Source organism: Geodermatophilus poikilotrophus (assembly GCF_900111455.1).
Classification (GTDB): Bacteria; Actinomycetota; Actinomycetes; order Mycobacteriales; family Geodermatophilaceae; genus Geodermatophilus; species Geodermatophilus poikilotrophus.
The window spans coordinates 118,357-137,937 of record NZ_FOIE01000003.1 but is presented as its reverse complement, the minus strand read 5'-3'; the positions used below and the strand labels follow the sequence as shown (position 1 = coordinate 137,937).

17 protein-coding genes are annotated in these 19,581 nt (G+C 76.3%); 6 read left to right on the top strand and 11 right to left on the bottom strand.

Annotated elements, in window-relative coordinates; genetic code table 11:
• Positions 1-15: 15 nt before the first annotated feature.
• From BMW27_RS08145 to BMW27_RS08130, 4 genes are all read right to left on the bottom strand, one after another.
• Positions 16-1,176 (bottom strand): acyl-CoA dehydrogenase family protein, encoded by a 1,161-nt coding sequence (locus BMW27_RS08145; RefSeq protein WP_091442119.1) that lies wholly within the window; start codon positions 1,174-1,176, stop codon positions 16-18.
• Positions 1,177-1,324: 148 nt separating this feature from the next.
• Positions 1,325-1,696 carry a hypothetical protein gene (locus BMW27_RS08140; protein WP_091442116.1) on the bottom strand — a complete coding sequence of 124 codons (372 nt, stop codon included), beginning with the start codon at positions 1,694-1,696 and terminating at the stop codon, positions 1,325-1,327.
• 60 nt (positions 1,697-1,756) lie between these two features.
• Positions 1,757-4,030 carry a SpoIIE family protein phosphatase gene (locus BMW27_RS08135; protein ID WP_091442113.1) on the bottom strand — a complete coding sequence of 758 codons (2,274 nt, stop codon included), beginning with the start codon at positions 4,028-4,030 and terminating at the stop codon, positions 1,757-1,759.
• Positions 4,031-4,037: 7 nt separating this feature from the next.
• Positions 4,038-4,832, bottom strand: coding sequence for an alpha/beta fold hydrolase (locus BMW27_RS08130; protein WP_091442110.1), 795 nt, complete (start codon positions 4,830-4,832; stop codon positions 4,038-4,040).
• Positions 4,833-4,992: 160 nt separating this feature from the next.
• Here BMW27_RS08130 and BMW27_RS08125 point away from each other — a divergent pair, with 160 nt between their 5' ends.
• Complete coding sequence (locus BMW27_RS08125) at positions 4,993-5,721, top strand: hemerythrin domain-containing protein (RefSeq protein ID WP_091442107.1); 729 nt, start codon at positions 4,993-4,995, stop codon at positions 5,719-5,721.
• Positions 5,722-5,820: 99 nt separating this feature from the next.
• Here BMW27_RS08125 and BMW27_RS23295 read toward each other — a convergent pair whose 3' ends face one another.
• Entirely contained in the window at positions 5,821-5,988 is a 168-nt protein-coding gene (locus BMW27_RS23295) for a hypothetical protein (protein WP_175486424.1), read from the bottom strand.
• A gap of 369 nt (positions 5,989-6,357) precedes the next feature.
• Between BMW27_RS23295 and BMW27_RS08120 the strand changes: the two genes are divergently transcribed.
• Positions 6,358-8,655, top strand: a complete 2,298-nt coding sequence (locus BMW27_RS08120; RefSeq protein WP_091442105.1) for a HelD family protein — start codon at positions 6,358-6,360, stop codon at positions 8,653-8,655.
• A gap of 118 nt (positions 8,656-8,773) precedes the next feature.
• Here BMW27_RS08120 and BMW27_RS08115 read toward each other — a convergent pair whose 3' ends face one another.
• From BMW27_RS08115 to BMW27_RS23655, 4 genes are all read right to left on the bottom strand, one after another.
• Entirely contained in the window at positions 8,774-8,974 is a 201-nt protein-coding gene (locus BMW27_RS08115) for a hypothetical protein (RefSeq protein ID WP_091442101.1), read from the bottom strand.
• A 101-nt stretch (positions 8,975-9,075) separates the two neighbouring features.
• Positions 9,076-10,311, bottom strand: a complete 1,236-nt coding sequence (locus BMW27_RS08110) for a cytochrome P450 (RefSeq protein ID WP_091442097.1) — start codon at positions 10,309-10,311, stop codon at positions 9,076-9,078.
• Positions 10,312-10,516: 205 nt separating this feature from the next.
• A complete protein-coding gene (locus tag BMW27_RS08105) occupies positions 10,517-12,142 on the bottom strand; it encodes an SIR2 family NAD-dependent protein deacylase (protein WP_091442092.1) in 1,626 nt (541 codons plus the stop codon).
• A 72-nt stretch (positions 12,143-12,214) separates the two neighbouring features.
• Positions 12,215-12,844 (bottom strand): hypothetical protein, encoded by a 630-nt coding sequence (locus BMW27_RS23655; RefSeq protein ID WP_217638082.1) that lies wholly within the window; start codon positions 12,842-12,844, stop codon positions 12,215-12,217.
• Between the two features lie 178 nt (positions 12,845-13,022).
• Here BMW27_RS23655 and BMW27_RS08095 point away from each other — a divergent pair, with 178 nt between their 5' ends.
• Genes BMW27_RS08095 through BMW27_RS08085 form a run of 3 tightly spaced genes read left to right on the top strand, consistent with a single transcriptional unit; the run spans position 13,023 to position 16,164 of the window.
• On the top strand, positions 13,023-13,859 hold the full coding sequence (locus BMW27_RS08095; protein WP_091442088.1) for a DUF1206 domain-containing protein: 837 nt from the start codon (positions 13,023-13,025) through the stop codon (positions 13,857-13,859).
• Positions 13,860-13,900: 41 nt separating this feature from the next.
• Positions 13,901-14,800 carry a DUF1206 domain-containing protein gene (locus BMW27_RS08090; protein WP_245743376.1) on the top strand — a complete coding sequence of 300 codons (900 nt, stop codon included), beginning with the start codon at positions 13,901-13,903 and terminating at the stop codon, positions 14,798-14,800.
• Between the two features lie 11 nt (positions 14,801-14,811).
• Entirely contained in the window at positions 14,812-16,164 is a 1,353-nt protein-coding gene (locus tag BMW27_RS08085) for a DUF2254 domain-containing protein (protein WP_175486423.1), read from the top strand.
• Between the two features lie 3 nt (positions 16,165-16,167).
• Here the strand turns inward: BMW27_RS08085 and fabG are convergent, their stop codons facing one another.
• The gene (gene fabG / locus BMW27_RS08080; protein ID WP_091442078.1) at positions 16,168-16,935 is read right to left on the bottom strand and encodes a 3-oxoacyl-ACP reductase FabG; all 768 of its coding nucleotides are present in this window, start codon (positions 16,933-16,935) and stop codon (positions 16,168-16,170) included.
• Between the two features lie 87 nt (positions 16,936-17,022).
• Positions 17,023-18,234 (bottom strand): acetyl-CoA C-acetyltransferase, encoded by a 1,212-nt coding sequence (locus tag BMW27_RS08075; RefSeq protein WP_091442074.1) that lies wholly within the window; start codon positions 18,232-18,234, stop codon positions 17,023-17,025.
• A gap of 122 nt (positions 18,235-18,356) precedes the next feature.
• Here BMW27_RS08075 and BMW27_RS08070 point away from each other — a divergent pair, with 122 nt between their 5' ends.
• The gene (locus BMW27_RS08070; RefSeq protein ID WP_175486422.1) at positions 18,357-19,511 is read left to right on the top strand and encodes an MFS transporter; all 1,155 of its coding nucleotides are present in this window, start codon (positions 18,357-18,359) and stop codon (positions 19,509-19,511) included.
• Positions 19,512-19,581: the final 70 nt, after the last annotated feature.

Sequence of the window (19,581 nt, the reverse complement as noted above, 5' to 3'; positions counted from 1 at the left end):
GCTCACCCACCGTCGTCATCGCAGCCCCAGCCCCCGCGCCACGATCCCGCGCAGGATCTCGTTGGTCCCGCCCCGCAGCGTGTAGCCCGGCGCGTGCAGCTGGGCCTCGGCCAGCGCCCGCCCCAGCGGGTCCGGCGACTCCAGCGACACGGTCACCTCGACCACCCGGCGGATCTCGTCGACGACGTCGGCCTCGAACGTCGTCCCCACGTCCTTGACCAGCGCCGCGGGGATGTCGGGGAGCTCACCGCGGTCCAGCGCCGCCGCGATCCGCAGCGAGAGCTGGCGCAGCGCCAGCAGCCGCGCCGAGAGCCGGCCGAGGGTGGCCAGCTGCGCGGCGTCCCCGGTGTCGCCGGCGCGCCGGGCGAACTCCGCGAGCAGCGGGTAGGTCGACAGGAAGCGCTCCGGCCCGGACCGCTCGAAGGCCAGCTCCGCGGTCACCTGGTGCCAGCCGGCGCCCTTCTCCCCGAGCAGCATGTCGCCGGGGACGACGACGTCCTCGAAGACCACCTCGTTGAAGTGGTGGCCGCCGTCGAGGATGCGGATCGGGTTGATCGTGATGCCGGGCAGCGACAGGTCCACCAGCAGCTGGGACAGCCCCGCGTGCCGGCTCGCCGGGTCGGCCGGTGAGGTGCGCACCAGCACGATCCCGTAGTGCGAGAAGTGGGCGTTGGACGTCCACACCTTGGCGCCGTTGACCACCCAGTCCCCGTTGCCGTTGCGCGCGGCGCGGGTGCGGATCGAGGCGAGGTCGGAGCCGGAGTCCGGCTCGCTCATGCCGATGACGAAGTAGCACTCCCCTGCGGCGATCCTCGGCAGGATCTCCCGCCGCTGCTCCTCCGTGCCGTAGCGGAGCAGGTTCGGCCCGGACTGCCGGTCGGCGATCCAGTGCGCCGCCACCGGGGCGCCCGCCGCCAGCAGCTCCTCGGTCACCGCGTAGCGCTCCATCGCCGAGCGCTCGTGCCCGCCGTACTGCTTCGGCCAGGTCATCCCCAGCCAGCCGCGCTCGCCGAGCTTCCGCGAGAACGCCGGGTCGACGCCGGACAACCAGGTGTCGACGTGGGTGGTGAAGGTCCCGGCGGCCAGCTCCTCGGCCAGGAACTCGCGCACCTGGGCGCGGACCTCCTCGGCGGCCTGGGACGGCGGCGCGGGCGCCAGGGTCAGCGAGCTGCTCATGCGGTGCGACTCCCCACGTCGATGTGGCTGTGCCCTCTGGTTGTACAGGGCGGCGACGTGGGCGGCACGGCCGACTCCGGCCGTGGTCACCGGGTCGTTGCCGGGACCGGCGGCGCCTCGTCGCGCGTCCCCGGCACCGACCCCGTGGTCAACCCGCGGGCGACGGCGGGGACGACGGCGGTGGGTCGGGCGGCGCCTGCTCCTCCTCGTCGTCGTCGGCCGGCTCCTCGCCCTCCGTGCCCCGGGTGAGCTGGCGGAGCTCGGCGACGACGTCCCCGGCCACCGTCGCCAGCGAGGTGACCGCGTCGGAGACCAGCCGGCGCACCCCGGGGGCGTCCAGGCCGAGCAGCGCACCGAACCCGGCGGCGACGTCCACCCCGGGGAGGGCACCGGGCGCACCGACCGCCCGCGCCTGTCCGTCGGCCAGCTCCGGTGACCAGCGCATCGCGTCGCCGGACATCGTGATGTCGCCGGTGGCCCCGTCGATCGACTCGGTCACCGGGTTGGGTGGACGCTCCATGGCCGCCTCCCGCGCCGCACGTGCCCCTGCGCCGATGGTGGCCCTCGCAGGGCCGGGGGTCTAGGGGCGCCGGGTGATCGCCAGCAGGGCCACGTCGTCGGCGCGCACCCCGCTCGCCAGCTCGGCCAGCAGCCGGTCGCAGAGCTCGTCGGGGTCGTTCGTGCCGGCCCGCACCGCGGCGTCCATCAGCGTCGCCAGGCCCCGGTCGAGGTCGGCGTCCCGGCTCTCCACCAGCCCGTCGGTGTAGAACAGCAGCGTCGCGCCCGGGGCGAGCACCCCGGCCCACTCCACCGCGGGGCCCGGCGCCGGCGGCGCGCCCAGCATCCGGCTGGGCCGCACGTCGATCAGCTCCGCCCTCCCGCCCGCGACCAGCAGCGGTGCCGGGTGCCCGGCGGAGGCCATCCGCAGCCGGCCCGTCTCCGGGTCGAGCACCGCGAACAGGGCGGTGGCCATCAGCTGCAGTCCCAGCAGCGACCACCCTGCCTGCAGCCGGTCGATGACCGCGCTCGGCGGCGGCCGGTCGGACAGCAGCGCCCGGTAGACGCTGCGCAGCTGCCCCATCACCGCCGCGGCGGTGATGTCGTGCCCGACGACGTCCCCCACGGCCAGCGCCACCTGCCCGCCGGGCAGCGGGACGACGTCGTAGAAGTCGCCGCCGACGTCGGCGCCGCGGCTGGCGGGCAGGTAGCGGACGGCGACGGCCAGCCCCGGCACCGGCGGTGGGGCCGGGGGCAGCAGGTTGGCCTGCAGCGTGTGCGACGTGCGGGTCTCCAGCTCCAGCCGCTGCGCCTTGTCCACGACCTGCGACACCTGCAGCGCCAGCTGCTCGGCGACCTCCACGTCGGCCGGCGTGAACGCCCCGCGCCGCCGGTCGCTGCCCAGGCTCAGGACGCCGAGGACGCGCCCGTCGGCCAGCAACGGCACGCAGACGAGGTTGACCAGCTCGAGGGCGCGGGCGACCCCGAGGTGTTCCTCGTCGAGCGTGATCTGCGCGAGCCACCGGTCGGTCACCTCGCGGATCCACACCGTCCGGCCCAGCTCCATGGCCTGCACGGCCGGGTGCGGTGACTCGCGGTACGGCAGGTGCCGCTCCTGCAGCGCGGCGGCCAGCTTCTGCCGCGCCGGGTCGCCGTGCCGCGCGGCCGCCCGGGCCAGGCCGTGCTCGCCGGCCAGATCGATGACGCAGACGTCGGCCAGCCGCGGCACGGCCAGCTCGGCCAGCCGCTCCGCGGTCTCGGTGACGTCCCCGGCCGAGGACATCAGCCGGGCCGCGTCGAGCAGGAAGGCCGAGCGCTCCGCGTGCCGCGCCGTCTCCTCGTACAGCCGCACCCGCTCGATCGCCTGTCCCGCCTGGCGGCCGACGGTGGCCAGCAGGTCGGCGTCGGCCTGGACCAGCGTGCCCCGCTCGCCCGGCGGGGTGAGGTCGATCAGCCCGGTGTCCCCCGTCACCCCGAGCAGCAGCACCAGCGCCCCCAGGTGGCGGGCGTCGGCGTCCACCGGGACGACGACCAGCGCCTCCTGCCCGTGCTCCTCCATCACCGAGGCCAGAGCCGGCCACACCGCACGCAGCCCCGCCCCCCGCGGCACCGTGTGCACCCCGCCGTCGCGCACCAGCTCGGCGCCGCCGAGCGCCGCGGACTCCATCGCGTCCAGCAGGTCGGCCGGGATCCCGCCGGCGGCGACCAGCTCCAGCGGCGGCACCGAGGGCTCCGCCCGGCGGCTCGCGCGCCGCTCGCCGGCCAGCCACAGTGCCGCGCCGCTGGCCCCCACGGCCTCCCGGCTGCGGCGCACGATCACCTCGGCCACGTCCCGTGCCGTGACCGCCGCCGACACCTCCGAGACCACCTGCTGCAGCGTGCGCGCCCGGCGCTCGGACTCCGCGGCCGCCCGCTGGGCGGCCAGCAGCGCACGCTCGTAGCGGCGCCGGGACGTCGCCTCGAACACGGTCGCGCGCACCAGCAGCGGCGCGCCGCGGGCGTCGCGCACCTCCACGGCGTTGAGCAGACAGGGCAGCAGCGACCCGTCCGCCCGGACGACGTCGAGCGCCACCTCCCGCACCATGCCCTGCATCCGCAGCAGCGGCGCCAGGTGGGTCTCGTAGAACACCCGCCCGCCGATGCTGAGCAGCTCCTGGAAGCGCACCCCGATCAGCTCGCCGACCGGCCGGCCGGTCCACTCGCAGAAGGTGCGGTTGGCCTTGACGAGCTGGCCGTCGGGGAGCGCGGAGAAGTAGCCGCACGGGGCGTTCTCGTACAGGTCGGCCGGGTCGTCCTCGAGCAGTCGGCGCAGCCCGGCAGGACCCTCGCGGGGGTCCGGTCGCCGCGGGTCGTCCATGGCGGGGCTACTCGAGGAAGGCGCGGATCGCGGCGGTCGTCTCCTCCGGCGCCGACAGGTGCGGACAGTGCCCGGTGGCCGCCAGCCGGGTGAGGACGCTGCCCGGGACCTGCTCGTGCACGTACCGGCCCACCACCTCGGGGGCGATCGCGTCGGCGGTGCACTGCAGGACCAGCGTGGGCACCCGGACTCCGGGCAGGTCGGCGCGGTTGTCGGAGAGGAAGGTGACGCGGGCGAACTGCCGGGCGATGTCGGGGTCGGTGCGGCAGAAGCTGTTGGTCAGCTCGGCGGTGAGCTCGGGCCGGTCGGGGTTGCCCATGATCACCGGCGCCATCGCGGCCGACCAGCCCAGGTGGTTGCTGTCGAGGGACTCCAGCAGCGCGGCGATGTCCTCCCGCGAGAAGCCGCCGGTGTAGTCGCCGTCGTCGACGTAGCGCGGGTTGGGCCCGACCATGACCAGCGCGCCGAACAGGCCCGGGGCGCAGGCCGCGGCCAGCACGCCCATCATCGCGCTCACCGAGTGCCCGACGAAGACGACGTCGTCGAGGGCCAGCTCGCGGCAGATCTCCACGACGTCGGCGGCGTACCCGTCCAGCGACCCGTACTTGACGCGGTCGTACGCCGACAGGTCCGACCGGCCGGAGCCGACGTGGTCGAAGAGGACGACGCGGTGGTCGACCTCGAACGCGGGTGCGACGAGGCGCCACATCTCCTGGTCGCACCCGAAGCCGTGCGCGAAGACCATCGGCCGACCGTCGTCGACCCCGCTCACGCGGACCCGGTTCCGGGCGATCACGCTCACCGCCGCAACGTAGCCGTCCCGGACCCCTCCTGTCCCTCCCCTCGCCGCGCGTCGTGGTCCACGGCGCGGCGCGACAGGGACGGAGAGCCCTGTCGCGCAGGGGGACGCTGTTCCTACGCTGGGCTGTCGTCCGGTCCCGCCGACCGCACCGAGGTGCTCCATGCCCGCCGCCGCGGCGCTCCGCCGTCCCTCCGCCCTGCGGACACCCACCGACGACCCGCCGGCCGACGTGCCGGCCCCCCGCGCGGTCGCCTCCGAGCTGCTGCTGCACCGGCTCGTGCGCCGCGAGCTGCGGCTGCTGGCCGAGCTGTCCGCGTGGGCCTCCGCCGACGACGTCGAGCGCACCCGGGAACTGACCCGGCACGCCGACCTGCTCGGCCGGCTGCTGCTGCACCACCACGCCACCGAGCGCGAGCTGGTCTGGCCGGCGCTGCTGCGCGCGGCGCCGGCCGCCCGGCCGCTGGTGGCGCAGTGGACCGCCCGCGTCGCCGGCCTCGACGACCGGTTGCGCGGTCTGTCCACCGCCGCGCGGCAGTGGGCGGTCGCCTGCTCGGACAAGGCGCGCGACGCCTTCACGCTGGCCTGCCTCGACACGGCGGACGCCGTGGCGGAGCAGACCGCCGAGGAGGAGCGCGACCTGCTGCCGCTGCTGGCCGCGCACCTCTCCCCCGCGGCGTGGGCGGAGGTCACCGGGGCGGCGCGCTGCCCGCTGTCACGGCGCGAGCGCTCGCTGGTGCTCGGCCTGGCCCTCGAGGACGCCTGCGCCGGCGACCGGGCCCGGCTGCTCGCGGGGCTGCCGACGTCGACCCGGCTGGCCTGGCGGCTGGCCGGCCGGCGCCGCTACCGCGCCGCCGTCGTGCGGCTGCGCGGGGCACCGCCCGCCGCCTGAGAGAGGACCCCCTGCCCCCCGCCGCCCGTCGGAGGGCCCCGTCCCTCGCACGCTCGGGGTGAGCCTCCGGACGGGGCCGGCGGGACCCGGGACGGGGACTCAGTAGCGGGAGGTGCCGCAGTCCGCGCAGCGCTTGCGCGGCGGCAGGGTCTCCCGCTGGCAGTTGGGGCAGGTCCAGGCGCTGCGGTCCGGATGCGGCCGGGTGCGCGTGCGCGCGCTGCGCCGGAGCCGGGGATCGGTCCGGATGTCACTGGTGGTCGGGCTCATGGGGCACCTCCTGGGGTCGCACGCCCGACGCTAGGCAGCCGACGTGTCGTGGAGGTGACCTCCGGGTTGCCGTCGCCGTCCGTCCGCGTGCCGCCGCCCCGCGTGTCGCAGGGGCCCCGCGTCCGCGGGCCGGGGCGGTCACCACCAGCTCGTGCGGTCGGTCTGCCCGGCGGCCACCTGGTCCGCTGGACCGTCCGGCCGAGCTGGCCGACCGGCTCGTGGGTCCCCTGTCCGCGCTGTCCGTCGCAGACCGGTGACGCCGCGTCCGTGGCCGACCGCACGGCGGCGCCTGACCCCCGGGCGGGGAATGCGTGGGCACCATGGACGTTCGTCTGTTGCCGCAGACGAGTACCGACAGAGAGACGTGCAGTGCCGACGACGCAGCCCGAGGTCGTGTCCCACCCGGAGATCGACACCGAACAGCAGTACGTCAAGGAGCTCTACGCCCGCCTCGACGCCGCCCGCGACCTGGCCGAGCGACGGCTGAAGCAGGCCATCTCGTGGCCCGCGGTCGACCCGCAGGCGCTGCAGGAGCGCGACGCGACCGTCCGCTTCCAGACCGAGCGGGTCACCGCCCTCGACGCCGCCGAGGCCGGCCTGTGCGTCGGCCGGATCGACCGCACCGACGACGGCCCGCTCTACATCGGCCGCATCGGGCTGGCCGCCGACGACGCCGGCGGGGACCCCGCGCTGGTCGACTGGCGGGCGCCGGCCGCGCGGCCGTTCTACACCGCCACCCCGGTGCACCCGCTGGGCGTGGCGCGCCGCCGGCACATCCGCACCCGCGGGCGCACCGTCGTCCGGCTGGACGACGAGGTACTGACCGAGGGGGTCGCGGGGTCGGGGCTGACCGGCGAGGTCGCGCTCATGGCCGCCCTCGACACCGCCCGCACCGGCCGGATGACCGACATCGTCCGCACCATCCAGGCCGAGCAGGACCGGATCATCCGCGCCGACGACCGCGGCGTCCTGGTCGTGCAGGGCGGGCCGGGCACCGGCAAGACCGCCGTCGCGCTGCACCGCGCGGCCTACCTGCTGTACACCCACCGCGAACGGCTGGCCCGCCGCGGCCTGCTCGTCGTCGGCCCGACCCCCACGTTCCTGCGCTACATCGCCGACGTGCTGCCCTCCCTCGGCGAGACCGGCGTGCTGCTGGCCGGCCTCGGCCAGCTGCGCCCCGGCCTGGACGCCCGCGGCACCGAGTCGCCGGAGACCGCCGCGGTCAAGGGCCGGCTGGAGATGGTGGAGGTGCTCGAGCGCGCCGTCGCCGACCGGCAGGTCGTGCCCGACGCCCCGCGCGAGGTGACCGTCGACGGGTTCGCGCTGCGGCTGCGGCCGATCGACGTGAAGCGCGCGCAGAACGCCGCCCGCCGGGCCGACTCGCTGCACAACCTGGCCCGACCGGTGTTCGCCCGCCGCGTCGTCGACCTGCTCACCCGCCGCTACGCCGAGCGGATCGGTCTGGGCATCGACGGCGGTTCGGACCTGCTCGACCGCGAGGACACCGCCGCGCTGCGCCGCGAGGTGGCCGAGGAGCCGGCCGTCCGGCTGCTCGTCGACGACCTGTGGCCGGTGCTCACCCCCGAGCGGCTGCTGACCGACCTGTTCGCCGACCCCGCCCGCGTCGCCGCCGCCACCCCGGGGTGGGACGACCGGACGCGCGCGCTGCTGCACCGGCCGCGGGGATCGGGCTGGACGCCGGCCGACGTCCCGCTGCTGGAGGAGGCCGAGGAGCTGCTCGGCTTCGACGACAGCGCGCAGCGGGCCCGCGCCGAGCGGGACCGCCGCCGGCGGCTGGCCGAGGCGCAGGAGACCCTCGACGTGCTGCACGGCTCGCGCTCCATCGACCTGGAGGACGAGCACCTGGAGGCCGAGGTGCTCAGCGCCGGCGACCTGATCAGCGCCGAGGAGCTGGCCGAGCGGCAGCGGGCGCTCGACACCCGCACCACCGCCGAGCGGGCCGCCGCCGATCGCACCTGGACGTTCGGGCACGTCGTCGTCGACGAGGCCCAGGAGCTCTCCGCGATGGCCTGGCGGCTGCTGGTGCGCCGCTGCCCGACCCGGTCGATGACCGCCGTCGGCGACCTCGCCCAGACCGGCACGCTGGCCGGCGCGGCCGTCTGGGACGAGACGCTGCGGCCGCACGTCGGCGACGCCTGGCGGCTGGAGGAGCTCACGGTCAACTACCGGACGCCGGCCGAGATCATGGCGGTCGCCGCCGACGTCCTCGCCGCGGGCGGCACCGGGGCGAGTGCACCGCGCTCGGTCCGGCCGGGAACCGCCGAGCCGTGGGCGGAGGTCACCGGGGAGGACGGGCTGGCCGCCCGCGCCGCCGAGGTGGTCGAGGAGTGGGCGGCGCACGAGGGCACCACCGCGGTCGTCGCCCCGGCCGGCCGGGTCGCCGAGCTCACCGCAGCGGCCGCAGCCCGGGTGGACGGCGTCTCGTCCGGCCCGGACGCCGACTCGTCGCGGGGGCCGGTGGTGCTCACGCCGGCCGAGGCGAAGGGCCTGGAGTTCGACGCGGTGCTCGTCGTCGACCCGCAGCGGGTGCTCGACGAGGGCGTGCGCGGGCACAACGACCTCTACGTGGCGCTCACCCGGGCCACCCAGCGGCTCGGCGTGCTCTCCCCCGGCGACCTGCCCGGGGAACTCGCCCGCCTCGCCTGAGGGAGGACCCCCTGCCCCTGCCACCCGTCGGAGGGCCCCGTCCCCCTCACCCCTCGCACGCTCGGGGTGAGCCTCCGGACGGGGCCGGCGGGACCGTGCAGGGGCCGCTCGTGGCGGCTCAGCGGGGCAGCGCGTCCCGGCGGCGGGTGGAGACCTCCGCGGAGGCGGCCACGATCGCCGCGGCCAGGAGCAGCACGCCGCCGGCGCCGACCAGGGGCACGCCGTTGATGGTGCTCTTGTCGAGCTCGGCCCAGGCCATGCCGACGACGAGCGCCAGCAGACCGACCACGCCCACCAGCGGCGCGAGCCACCTGCCCATGTCCCGTCCTCCTCGTCCGTACGGCCCTGCGATGACACCACGCGGTACCGACACCTGGCGCCGTCCCCGGCGCGTTCGCAACGGAGCGCGACGGAGCCGGTTCAGTCGGTGCCGCGGACCCGCAGCACCACGCCGCTGGCCGGCTTGGCCGGGATCCGGCGCAGCGAGATCGACAGGTCCTGCGCCGGGACGTCGGCCTGCAGCCGGGCGAGCCGGACGGCGAGCGCGGCCAGGACGGCGACGGTGACCTGCTCCCCCGGGCAGCGGTGGTTGGTGCTCGGGTCCCCGGCGCCCTGGGGCACCAGCTCGAAGGCGCCGATCTCCCGGTCGAGGAAGCGCTCCGGGCGGAACGTGTACGGGTCGCCCCACAGCGCGGGGTCGTGGTTCTGGCCGTAGAGGTCCAGCAGCACCATCGAGTGCGCCGGCACCCGCTCGCCGTCCCACTCCACCTCGCGCGGGGCGCGCCCGCCGATGAACGGCGCGAACGGGTAGAAGCGCCGCACCTCGTGCGCCCAGGCCTCCGCGAACGCGGGCTCGGCCGAGGCCAGCCGCTCGCCGTGCTGCGGCCAGCGGGCCAGCGCGTGCCCGGAGAAGGCGAGGAACCAGCTGATGGCCACGGTCGGGCGGATCACGTTGAGCAGCTCGACCGCCGCGGTGTGCGGGTCGAGCCGCTCGCCGTCGGCGTCACGGTGCCGGGCGACGACGTCGACGACCGAGCCGCCGGGGACCGCCACCGCGCCGCTGCGCACGTCCGCCACGAGCCGGGACAGCTCCGCCTGCCGGCGGCCGCGTGCCCGGCGGGCGCGCCAGTGCCGGGGCCCTCCGGTGGCGAAGCCGTCGACCATCGCGGTGAGATCCCGGGCGACGGAGGGGACCTCGTCGTCGGTCAGGGGGACGCCGGCCCAGTCGCAGGCCGCCCGGGTGAGCACCGCGGCCGCCTCGTCGAAGAGCACGACCTCCCCGCGGTCCACCCAGCCGGGGACCGCGGCGTCCCAGGCGGCCGTGGCGGAGTCGACGAGCGGGGCGATCCGGTCGTGGTCCATGAGCAGCGACACGAACATCGCCTTGCGGGTGCGGTGCTCCTGCCCGTCGAGGGTGTGCACCGCGCCCTTGCCGAACAGCGTGCCCCGCACCGGCTCGGGGATGGCGTGCGACCGGTGCACGTGGTCCTCGTCGTACAGGAAGCGGGCGGCGTCCGGGCCCTGGATCCCCAGTGCGGGCAGGCCACCGAGCCGGACCGCGACGGTCCGGCGGCCGCGCGCCCGCCGGGCGTCCGGCAGCCAGCCGTAGCCCTTGGCGAACAGGAGGGGGCTGTTCTCGAGTCGGGGTCGGCGCACGGGGGCCCGTGTGCCCCAGACCTCGCCGGCTCACACCGCGGCCCCTCCGGTGAGGTGCTGGAACGGCCACCCTCCAGCAGGAGGACCCCCACCGTGAGAGGACCCCGTCCTCCTCACCCCTCGCAGGCTCGGCGTGAGCTTCGGGACGAGGCCGCGGCGGTGCCTGAGAGGGGCCGAGTCGCGAGGGGAGGGGTGGTCCTCCGGTTCACCCCGGGCGCTGCTCCTGCAGGCGGTCGTCGTGCGGGGCGCTGGCCTCGTCCGGCGGCGGTCCGTCGGGCGTGCACACCTGCGAGCCCAGCCGGCGCAGCAGTGCGGTGACCTCGCCGACCGCCGAGGACGACGCCCTGTCGGGCACCGTGCGCTCCACCTGCTGCAGCGCCTCGGCGAGGGCCCGTTCCTCGGCGGAGAGCATCCCCCGGTAGGCGGGGTCGAGGAGGTAGCCGGTCGGCGGGGTGGACAGGCAGCCGATGCAGTCCAGCAGCACCTCCAGCAGCCGGGCGGCCTCGGCCGGCGGGGTGTCGCCCGGCGCGATCGCCACCGTCTGCACGTCCTGCTCCCACAGCCGCGCGCGGGCCGGGTCGTCCAGCAGCGCCAGCACCGTGCCGCTGCGCTGCCGCGGTGCCGCGCCGGGGGCCCGGGTGGCGCTGCGCACCTGGTGGGCGATGCGGATCAGGTCGTCGTCCTGCATCGAGGTGCCGACGAAGAGCACGTGCCGGGTGAGCAGCAGGGAGTGCAGCACCCCGGCCAGGGCCGCGCGCGTGTCGCCGAACTGCAGGTACTCCTCGCGGGTGAGCACGACGCTCTCGGGGTGCGCGGCGTCCCCGTGCAGCTTGAGCAGCCACGGCCGGCCGGGGACGGCGTCGTCGAAGGGCAGCACCGAGAGGTCCCGGCCGATGTCCGCGGCGGCGAGCTCGACCAGCGGGTCGTAGTTGGTGGTGACGAACTCCTGCACCGGCAGGTCGGCGAGCAGGGCGTGCGCGAGCGCGTAGTGCCCGGGCCCGAACCGCTCCTTGACGAAGCCCTCCAGCTGCTCGCGGCCGAGCTCACGGGCCAGCAGCGCGGCGGCGTCCTGGGCCGGCAGCCCGGACAGCCCGTCACGCAGTGCGTCGTCCAGCCCGGACCGCTCGGCCAGCTCGTCGAGCAGCTGCTCCCAGGTGGGCAGCCCGGCGGCGGCGCTGACGCCTGCGCCGACGAAGGCGGCCAGCTGCCCGCGGCGGGCCCGCTCACCGAGGTCCTCGGCCAGCTCCCGCAGGTGCCCGGGCAGGTCCCAGCTGCTCGCCTCGGCTCGGCGGACCCGCTGCGCCGCGGCCAGGTCGCTGGGCCCGCGCAGCACCAGCGCGACGTCGAAGCCGTGTTCGGCGGCGCCCTCGCGCAGCACGGGCAGCAGCCGCTGCAGCAGGGTGCCGCGCTGTCCGGCCGCCCCGCCCCAGCCGGTGCCGAGGGCCGGCAGCGCGACCAGCCGGCGGGCCCGCCCCTGCACCGGGTCGGGCACCTCTCGCCGGGCGACGGCGGCCAGGGCCTCCCGCGCGCCGTCGACCAGCCAGCGCAGCGCGTCGTCGGGGTCGCGCTCCTCCTCGTGGACGGTGTCGACCAGCCACAGCGCCCGCCCCGCGTCCCCGACCCGCCCGCCGGGCAGCTCCAGCACCCGCTCGTCCCCGCGCCAGCGGAGGTCGAGGCAGACGCCGCCGCGGTCCTCGCTGGTCACGACGTCGTCGGGCAGCATGCCGCGCCACGAGGGAGTGACCCGCAACGACCGGTCGGTGGGCACCAGGACGTCGTCGCACACCAGCCGGCGCAGGTCGGCGCCGACGACGAAGACGTGTCCGGTCACGGTCGGAGGGGTGCCCCGCCGGGCCGGGGGTGAACCGGCACGCAACCGGCGTTGCCTGGCCGGGTCGGACGCTCAGCGCGGGATGCCGCAGCCGCCGGCGCCGCACGCGCACCCGGCGCAGGCCGCGGGCCGGGCCGGCGCCGGCTGTGCGGCGATGGCCCGCAGGCTCGAGGCACCGACGAGCAGGACGACGCCCAGCAGGCCCAGGCCCAGCGCCCCGACGAGGGTGGCACCGTCGGCCGCGCGCTCCCAGTCGGCCAGCAGCCCGGTGACGACCAGCAGGCCGGTGACCAGCGCCCACCAGATGAGGGCGGCCTGGCCGCTGCGGCGCACCGCACCGCCCCTGCCGAGCAGCGTCAGCGCCCCGGCGAGCAGCCCGGCCGGAACGGCCACCAGGAGCACCCAGCCCGCGACGCCCGCGGAGCCGAACGCGAACGTCAGGGCGAGCACGCCGGCGGCGGCCACCGCCCAGCCCACCGCCCGTCCCCGGCCGGCGGCCCCGGCCGCCAGCTGCCCGCCGCGCCAGGCCAGGAGCGCGCCGCCCGCCCCCAGGACCAGCCGCGCGCCGCCGTCTGCCCAGAAGACCGCGACCGCGGCGACCACCAGCAGCGCGACCCCGCCGACCAGCCACCGGGGCCACGCCCGCCGGGCCTGCTCCGGACTCGTCCGCTCCCCCGCCGTCACCGCTGCACCGCTCGCCACGACACAGAGTGTCCCTCACCGGCCGACGGCGGCCGCGGCCCGCCGCAGGCCGGCCCCGTCGTCGCCGAGCCAGTCGTGTCGGGGCCAGTCGCCGATCTCGCCGGGAGCGGCCGACTCCGCGCTGTGCCACGCTGATCATCTCGCGGGGGACGGTGCAGCGTTCGGGGAGGAGCCGGCCATGAGCGGGACGACGGGGCGCGCCGCGGGAGCCGCGGGCCGGGCGGGCGACAGCGACGCCCTCGAGCACCTGGCCCGCGTCGGGCTGATCGCCTACGGCGTGGTCCACCTGCTGCTCGCCTGGCTGGCACTCCAGCTGGCCTGGGGTGGGGGCAGTGGCGAGTCCGCCGACCAGGCCGGCGCACTGGCCACGCTGGCCGAGCAGCCGCTGGGCCGGCCGCTGCTGTGGCTGCTCGCCGTCGGGCTGGTCGCGCTCGCGGCCTGGCAGGCGGCCGAGGTGCTGCGCTGGCGGAGCCCGCTGTCGTCGTCCGGGGACGCCCGGAAGAAGGCCCTGGAGAAGACCGTCAAGTCGGTCGCCAAGGCCGTCCTCTACCTGGTGCTCGCCGTGCTGGCCGTCCGCACCGCGACCAGCGGAGGCTCGAGCGGGGGCCAGCAGTCGGCGGCCGGCGTCTTCGGCTGGCCGGCCGGACGCTGGCTCGTGGCGCTCGTCGGCCTCGTCGTCATCGGCGTCGGCGCCTACCTGGTGCACAAGGGCGTGTCGAAGCGGTTCCTCGAGGAGGTCGAGCTGGGCTCGGCCTCCCCGCAGACGACCCGGCTGGTCACCCGACTGGGACAGGTCGGCTTCCCCGCCAAGGGCGTGGCGCTGGGCGTGGTGGGCGGGCTGCTGGTCTACGCCGCCGTCACCTTCGACCCGGCCCGGGCCACCGGGCTGGACGGTGCGCTGCGCACCATCCTCGGCGCCCCCTTCGGCCGGGTGCTGCTGACGCTGGTTGCCGTCGGCATCGCCGCGTTCGGCGCCTACTGCTTCGTCCGCGCCCGCTATCCCGAGCGCACCTGATGGAGGACCCCCCTGCCCCCCGCCCCTCGCGGTCCCGTCCAGTGGCTCACCGTGAGCCCGCGAACGGCGCGGAGGACGGGGTCCTCCTCCTGCAACGGGGCTGGATCCACCGGCTGGTCGAGTCCGCCCGTGGTGTCACCGACCACCCGGTGCTCGAGGCGGTCGCCCGGGTCGGCCTGATCGCCTACGGCGTCCTGCACCTGCTCATCGGCTGGCTGGCGGCGCAGCTGGCGCGCGGCAGCGCCCGCACCGACGCCGACCAGACCGGCGCGCTGCAGGCGGTCGCCGGCACGCCGGGCGGCACGGTGCTGCTCTGGCTGATCGGCCTGGGGATGCTGGGCCTGGCGCTGTGGCAGGCCGGGGAGGTGCTGCTGTGGTGGCGGGGGCTGCTCGACCGCCGGCACGTCCTGCGGACGGCGTTCGTCTGCGCGAAGTGCCTGGCCAAGGCGGCCGTCTACGCCGTCCTCGGGGCGACCGGGCTGCTGTTCGCCCTCGGCCTGGAGTACGAGGCCGACGAGCGGCTGCGCGAGCTCACCGGTGAGACGCTGGAGGTGCCGGGAGGGGCGGCGCTGGTCCTCCTCGTCGCGGCCGGCGTGGTCGCCGTTGGGCTCTACACGCTGGTGCGGGGGCTGACCGGCGGCTTCATGAAGGACATCGACCTGCCCACCGCCCCCGACCGCTGGGAGCCGGTGATCGAGGCGGTCGGGCGGGTCGGCTACGTCGCCAAGGGCGTCGCGTTCGGCCTGGTGGGAGTGCTGCTGTGGCAGGCGGCTGCCACCGCCGACGTCTCCACCGCCACCGGCCTGGACGGCGCGATGACCGCCATAGCATCGGTCGACGCCGGGCCCTGGCTGCTGGGCGCGGTCGCCGCCGGCTTCGCCGCGTTCGGCGTGTACGCGCTGGCCCGCGCCCGCTACCCCGACCGCGACCCGTCGACGTGAGGTGGGGCCCTGTGACGTCGAGGCCGCGCGGGGGACGCGTAGAGGCGCTGCGGGGAGCAGTCAGCGGGGCGCTGTGGCCGCTGCCCGCCGCCGCGATCCTCGCCGCCGTGGGGCTCGGCATCGGGCTCACCGAGCTGGACCAGGAGCTGGCCTTCGGCGACGACCCGATCCGCTTCGTGTTCACCGGCGGACCGTCGGCTGCCCGCACCCTCCTCTCGGCGATCGCCTCGTCGCTGATCTCGGCGACGACGCTGCTCTTCTCGCTGACGATCGTCACCCTGCAGCTGGCCAGCAGCCAGTACTCGCCCCGGCTCCTGCAGACCTTCGTCCGCGATCGGGTGGTGCAGACCTGTCTGGGCGTGCTGCTGGGCACCTTCGTCTACGCGCTGGTGGTGCTGCGCACCGTCCGCTCGGCCGACGAGGCCCAGGGCAGCTCGTTCGTCCCGCGGATCTCGGTCACCGTCGCGTTCCTGCTGATGCTGGCGTCCGTGGCGGCCCTGGTGACCTTCCTGAGCCACCAGACCCGCCAGCTCCGCGTCGAGACGATGATGCGCGACGTCCACGACGAGTCCTCCCGCACGCGGGCGCGGTTGCAGGAGCGCCAGGGGGACCAGCCCGACGGTCCGCTCCCGGAGGTCCCCGGCAGCGCCCGCCCGCTGTGCGCGCGGTCGAGCGGCTTCCTCGTACAGGTCGCCGACGGTCCGCTGCTCGAGGCGGTCACCGGCTGCGGCGCCGTGCTGCTGCTCGACCGGCGCCCCGGGGACCCGGTCGTCGCCGGCGCCCCGATGGCCTGGGCGTGGCCGCAGGGCGCCGGGGACGCCGTCCCGGTGGATGAGCTGGAGGGGGCGCTGCAACGCTCGGTCGACCTGGGCCACGAGCGGGGCGACGTCGCCGATCCCAGCTACGGGCTGCGCAAACTGGTGGACATCGCCGCCCGGGCCCTCTCCCCCGGCATCAACGACCCGACGACCGCCGGGCACGCGCTTTCGCACGTCTCGGCACTGCTGGGCGATGCGGCCGTGCGGGACACCTGGCACCGCCGGCTGACCGACGAGGACGGCGCCGAGCGGCTGGTCCTGCGGTCCTGGACCTTCCCCGAGCTGCTGGACCTCGGGGTGACCCAGGTCCGCCACTACGGCCGGGAGGACCTCACCGTCGTCGACCGGTTGTTCGGGTTGCTGGCCGAGGTGGCGTGGCGGGCCCACACGCCACTGCAGCGTGAGGCCCTCCGGCACGAACGGGACGCACTGGTCGAGCAGAGCTGCGCCAGCCCGCCGCCGGGGCGCACGGCCGAAGACGTGCAGCGGTGGGCCCGGACGGTCGACGCGGCCCTGGCCGGGCAGTGGCTGCGACCGGCGGGTTGACGCTCAGCCCCGCGGGCCCCCGGCGACGTAGACGACCTGCCCGGAGACGAACCCGGCGCCCTCGCTGACGAAGAACGAGACGGTGTGCGCGATGTCCGCAGGCACGCCTCCCCGCTGCACCGGGATCGCCGCGGCCCGCTCGGCGACGTACTCCTCCCAGTCGCGGCCGATGCGCTCGGCAGTCGCCTTGGTCATCTCGGTCTGGATGAAGCCCGGCGCGATCGCGTTGGCGGTGACGCCGAACTTGCCCAGCTCGATCGCCAGGGTCTTCGTGAACCCCTGCAGACCGGCCTTGGCGGTGGCGTAGTTGGCCTGGCCGCGGTTGCCCAGTGCCGAGGTGCTCGACAGGTTGACCACCCGGCCCCAGCCGGCCTGGACCATGTGCGGCTGCACCGCCCGGGTCATGAGGAACGAGCCGCGCAGGTGCACGTGCATGACCAGGTCCCAGTCGGCGTCGGTCATCTTGAACAGCAGGTTGTCGCGCGTGACGCCGGCGTTGTTCACCAGCACCAACGGCGGGCCGAGCTCCGTGGCGACCCGCTCGACGGCGGCCTGCACCTGGTCGGCATCTCCGACGTCGGCGCCCACCCCGAGGGCCCGGCCGCCGGCGGCCTCGATCGCCTGGACCGTGGCGGCGGTCGAGGACTCGTCGAGGTCGACCACCGCCACCGCGAAGCCGTCCTCGGCCAGCCGCTGCGCAGTGGCGGCGCCGATGCCGCGGGCCGCGCCGGTGACGATCGCGACGCGCTGCTGGTCGCTGGGGTTGGACATGCGGCAGCTCCTCTACTCGAAGGGAAGGCTGGCCCCCTGGAGGGTCCCGCCGCGAGCTCGCGAGCGGTGGGGGGTAGGGGGTCCTCTTCAGACCCGCTCGAACAGGGCGGCGAGGCCCTGGCCGCCGCCGATGCACATCGTCTCCAGCCCGTAGCGGGCGTCGCGGCGGGCCATCTCGCGGGTGAGCGTCGCCAGGATGCGCCCGCCGGTGGCCCCCACCGGGTGGCCCAGCGAGATACCCGAGCCGTTGACGTTGGTCCGCTCGAAGTCGGCGTCGGTGAAGCCCCACTCGCGGGTCACCGCCAGCACCTGGCTGGCGAACGCCTCGTTGAGCTCGATGAGGTCGACCTCGGCGAGCTTGACGTCGGCCAGCGCGAGCGCCTTGGCGGTGGCCGGCACCGGGCCGATGCCCATGGTCTTCGGCGGGACGCCGGCCACCGCCCAGGACACCAGCCGGGCCAGCGGGCGCAGGCCGAGCTCGGCGGCCTTCTCCGGCGAGGTGACCACGCAGACCGCGGCGCCGTCGTTCTGCCCGCTGGCGTTGCCCGCGGTGACGGTGGCCTCCGGGTCGTCCCGGCCCATGATCGGGCGCAGCTTGGCGAGGGTCTCGACGTTGGAGTCCGGGCGGATGTGCTCGTCGCGGTCGACGACGACCTCGGTCTTCCGCTGCTTGACCGTCACCGGCACGATCTCGTCGGCGAACCGGCCCGCCTCGGCCGCGGCGGCGGCCCGCTGGTGGCTGCGGACGGCGTACTCGTCCTGCTCCTCGCGGCTGATCCGGTACTCCCGGCGCAGGTTCTCCGCCGTCTCCAGCATCCCGCCGGGCACCGGGTGGTGCTGACCTCCGGCGGTCACCCGGCCGCGGGCCAGGCCGTCCTGCAGCAGCACACCCGGCCCGGCCTTGACGCCCCAGCGCATGGCGGTGGAGTAGAACGGCGCGTTGCTCATCGACTCCGCGCCACCGGCCAGCACGACGTCCGAGCTGCCCGACTGCACCGCCATCGCCGCGTACAGCACCGCCTGCAGGCCCGAGCCGCAGCGGCGGTCGAGCTGGATGCCCGAGGCGGTCACCGGCAGCCCGGCGTCCAGCGCGGCGACCCGGCCGAGCGCCGGGGCCTCCATCGTCGGGTAGCAGTGCCCGAGCAGGACGTCGTCCACCGACTCCGGCGGCAGCCCGGTGCGCTCCACCACCGCACGGACCACCGTGGCCGCGAGCTCCTGCACCGGCACGTCGCGCAGGGAGCCGCCGAAGCCACCGACCGGGGTCCGCAGGGGCTCGCAGATGACCGCATCGCGCACGGGGTCCTCCTCGTTCGTCACCGTCGGGCACCCGTGAGTCTGCCCCCGTGCGACCGGTCGTGCCGCAGTGGCCTCTCCGCACGTCGCGCGCGGAGTCGGCGGCGCCTCCGTAGGGTGCCGCGGTGGCCTGGAGGCGAGCGGTGTTCACGTTGTTCGCGGTCGCGGCCGGTACGAACGTCCCCACGCCGCTGCTGCTGGTCTACCAGGAGCGGCTCGGCCTCTCCCCCGAGGTGCTGACCGCGCTCTTCGGCTGCTACGCCGCCGGCCTGGTGCCCGCGCTGTTCCTGGCCGGCCCGCTGTCGGACCGGCTGGGTCGTCGCCGCGTGGCCATCCCCGGCGTGGTCCTCGCCGGGGTGGCGTCACTGGCCTTCGCCGCGGCCGGCGACTCGCTGACCCTGCTCTTCGCCGCCCGCTTCCTGCAGGGCGTCGTCAGCGGCGTCGTGTTCAGCGTCGCGAGCGCGTGGGTCGCCGAGCTGTCCGTCGCCTCCGGGGAGGGTGCGGGGGGACGGCGAGCCGCGGTCGCCATGACGGCGGGGTTCTCCCTCGGGCCGCTCACCAGCGGGCTGCTGGGTCAGTTCGCGCCGGCGCCCACGGTCCTGCCGTACCTCCTGCACACGGTGCTGGTCGGCGTGGGACTGGTGTTGGCGCTGCCGGTGCCCGAGACCGTCGTGCCGTCCCCCGGCGGACGGCGCACCACCGGCAGTCCCGCCGTCCCGCTGCTGCCCCCGGGCAGCGCGCTGCTCGCCGCGACCGTGCTGGCCCCGGTCGCGATCTGCGTCTACGCCTTCCCCTCGTCGGTCATCTCGGCCGTGCCGCTGCTGGGCGAGCTGCCGGCCGGCGGGGTCGCGGTCACCGGGGTGCTCGCCGGGGTGACGCTCGGCGCAGGGACGCTCGTGGCCGGTCTCCAGCGCCGGCTGGAGTCGTGGACCGCCGTCACCGGTGCCGCCCTCGGCGCGGTCGGGTTCGGTGCAGCGGCGGCCTTCGTGGCCACCGGCGCCTGGCCGTGGCTGCTGGCCGCAGCGCCCCTGCTGGGGTCCGGCGGCGGGCTGTGCCTGGCGGCCGGGCTCACGGTCACCGGCCGGCTGGCCGCGCCCACGCGCCGGGGCGAGCTGACGTCGGTGTTCCTCGCGTGCGCCTACCTCGGCTTCGCCGTGCCGTTCCTCATGGCGACCGCGGCCCGGTCGGCACCGGCCTGGCTGCCGCTGCAGGTCGCCGCGGTGCTGACGGCACTCCTCGCCCTCCGGCTGCTCCCGGTCGCCCGCCGCGGTCGGCTGTGACACCGTCGTCCTGCCGGACGACACCGCGGCCAGGTGCCGTCCGCCGAACGCGACGGCGCCCCCTCCCGAC

What these genes read in the sequence shown, in the direction of transcription:
- BMW27_RS08145 (WP_091442119.1), bottom strand. Translation starts at nt 1,176, where the DNA reads ATGAGCAGCTCGCTGACCCTGGCGCCCGCGCCGCCGTCCCAGGCCGCC.
- BMW27_RS08140 (WP_091442116.1), bottom strand. Translation starts at nt 1,696, where the DNA reads ATGGAGCGTCCACCCAACCCGGTGACCGAGTCGATCGACGGGGCCACC.
- BMW27_RS08135 (WP_091442113.1), bottom strand. Translation starts at nt 4,030, where the DNA reads ATGGACGACCCGCGGCGACCGGACCCCCGCGAGGGTCCTGCCGGGCTG.
- BMW27_RS08125 (WP_091442107.1), top strand. Translation starts at nt 4,993, where the DNA reads ATGCCCGCCGCCGCGGCGCTCCGCCGTCCCTCCGCCCTGCGGACACCC.
- BMW27_RS23295 (WP_175486424.1), bottom strand. Translation starts at nt 5,988, where the DNA reads ATGAGCCCGACCACCAGTGACATCCGGACCGATCCCCGGCTCCGGCGC.
- BMW27_RS08115 (WP_091442101.1), bottom strand. Translation starts at nt 8,974, where the DNA reads ATGGGCAGGTGGCTCGCGCCGCTGGTGGGCGTGGTCGGTCTGCTGGCG.
- BMW27_RS08095 (WP_091442088.1), top strand. Translation starts at nt 13,023, where the DNA reads ATGAGCGGGACGACGGGGCGCGCCGCGGGAGCCGCGGGCCGGGCGGGC.
- fabG (WP_091442078.1), bottom strand. Translation starts at nt 16,935, where the DNA reads ATGTCCAACCCCAGCGACCAGCAGCGCGTCGCGATCGTCACCGGCGCG.